Origin of the sequence: Candidatus Erwinia dacicola (genome assembly GCF_001756855.1) — a bacterium.
Taxonomy (GTDB): Bacteria; Pseudomonadota; Gammaproteobacteria; order Enterobacterales; family Enterobacteriaceae; genus Erwinia; species Erwinia dacicola.
In genome coordinates, this window is sequence record NZ_MAYS01000552.1 from 1 (window position 1) to 2,107 (window position 2,107).

The 2,107-nt window shown below is 61.2% G+C and carries 2 protein-coding genes and 1 pseudogene; all 3 read left to right on the forward strand.

Going from position 1 to position 2,107, the window contains the following annotated elements; genetic code table 11:
- Positions 1 to 1,083 (forward strand): phage tail tape measure protein (locus BBW68_RS13705; RefSeq protein WP_070135772.1); only part of this gene is annotated, 1,083 nt, incomplete at its 5' end.
- Between the two features lie 2 nt (positions 1,084 to 1,085).
- Positions 1,086 to 1,613 carry a phage tail protein gene (locus BBW68_RS13710; protein ID WP_070135773.1) on the forward strand — a complete coding sequence of 176 codons (528 nt, stop codon included), beginning with the start codon at positions 1,086 to 1,088 and terminating at the stop codon, positions 1,611 to 1,613.
- A pseudogene (locus BBW68_RS13715) lies at positions 1,610 to 2,107 on the forward strand (phage late control D family protein); the annotation flags it as partial. The gene BBW68_RS13710 and the pseudogene BBW68_RS13715, both read left to right, overlap by 4 nt.

Genomic DNA, 2,107 nt, shown 5'->3' on the forward strand with positions numbered 1-2,107 from the left:
GGTGCGACCAGCGGGCTGCTGGACGACCTGACCCGCACCTTTCAGGGATCGGACGGCAGCCCGGCGAAGCTGGTGAAGGTGCAGCAGGACAACCTCGGCGGCGACCTTAAAGAGCTGCAGTCGGCGCAGGAGGCAATTGGCACCGACCTGTACGACCAGCTTGATGAAAGCCTGCGTAAGCTGACCCAGGACAGCACGAAGTTTTTGCTGACGGTGGATAACTGGATACAGAAAAATCCGGCGCTGTCAGCAGGCATTGCTAAAGCGGCGATGGCGGGGCTGATTTTTGTCGGTGCGCTGGGCGCAATCGGGCTGGTTGCCTGGCCGGTAATGGCCGGGGTGAATGCGCTTATCGCGGGCGCGGGCCTGCTGGGCACCGCGTTCAGCGTGGCGGGCAGCGCCATTGTGGCGGCGCTGGGCGCGATCACCTGGCCGGTTGTGGCCGTGGTCGCTGCCGTGGTTGCCGGTGCGCTGCTTATCCGCAAGTACTGGGAGCCGGTTAAGGCGTTTATTTCCGGCGTCGCCGAGGGATTTACCGCCGCCGCAGGCCCGATAAGCGATGCGTTTGTTTCACTTCAGCCCAGCTTTAACTGGCTGAGCGACAAGGTTAAAGACCTGTGGGGCTGGTTTAAAAAGCTGCTGGAGCCGGTGAAGTCCACCCAGACCGAACTGAAAAACGCCGGAGATATGGGTAAGAAGTTCGGCGAGGCGCTGGCCGAGGGGCTGAAAATCCCCGGCGAAGCGCTGGACCAGCTGATGGGCGGGATCCGGTGGGTACTGGATAAGCTCGGCGTTATCGACAGCAAGTCTGACGGGCTGAAAGACAAAGTTCCCGAACACGATCCGGTCGCACCGAACGGCCTGCCGTGGAGTCTGGCCGACACCGGCCCGGCTTATCAGCCCGTGTCGTCACCGGCGGCGAACGGCGGGTATCAGGACAAAAGCCAGAACAGCTATCAGTACGATATTCACATGCATCCGGGTATGACCAAAGATGATGCGCTGGCGCTGATTGCACAGCAGCAGGCGCGCAACGACCGCAACCGGCAGGCACAGAACCGCAGCAAAATGGGATGGGAATAACGATGATGATGATTTACGGCATGATGCCGTTTATGCGCCAGACGCTGCCTTACTCTGAACTGCAGCAGAGCGTGGATTACCGCTGGCCCACTAACAGCCGCGTCGGGCAACGGGCATCGGCGCAGTTTATCGGCGTGGGGGATGAAAAAATCACCCTGACCGGCGAACTGCGCCCGGAGGTGACGGGCGGTGCCATCTCGCTGCTGACGCTCAAGGTGATGGCCGATGAGGGCCGGGCATGGCCGCTGATTGGCGGCAACGGCACCATTTACGGGATGTACGTGGCGGAAAGCTTTTCGGCGACGCACAGCGAGTTTCTGAGCAACGGCAGCGCGCAAAAAATCCTGTTTACCCTGAGCCTCAAGCGTGTTGACGAGTCGTTAACCTCCATGTTTGGCGATCTGAAAAAACAAGCTGACGGGCTTATCAGCGGTGCAAACAACCTGCCGGGCCAGGTCACGACCGCCATCAGCAGCGCGAAAACCGCCGCCAGCGGCATTATCTCCACCGTGGGCGGGCTGCTGGGATGACGATTACCGGGTTACCCGTGCAGGCAGGCGCGCAGATACAGCCTGACTTTATGCTGACCGTGAACGCAAAAGACGTGACGGCCAGCATCCGCGACCGGCTGATTTCGCTGACGCTGACCGATAACCGGGGCTTTGACGCTGACCAGCTCGACCTTGAGCTGGACGACGCCGACGGACAGCTGGCAATGCCGGTGCGCGGGGCGGTGATTAAGCTGTTTCTGGGCTGGAAAGGCCAGGCGCTTATCGGCAAAGGTGAATTCACGGTTGACGAGGTGGAGCACCACGGCGCGCCGGATACCATGACCATCCGGGCGCGCAGCGTGGATTTCCGCGGCACGCTGAACTCCCGGCGTGAGGTCTCTTATCACGACACCACCCTGGGCGCGGTGGTGACGCAGATTGCTGAGCGCAACAACCTGAAGGCAATGCTGGCCGTAGGCTTTGCCGCGCTGCCGGTCAGTCACATCGACCAGACGCAGGAAACCGACACGAAG

Excerpts from the sequence above, each read along its gene's own strand:
- BBW68_RS13710 (WP_070135773.1), top strand. The coding sequence starts at position 1,086 with ATGATGATGATTTACGGCATGATGCCGTTTATGCGCCAGACGCTGCCT.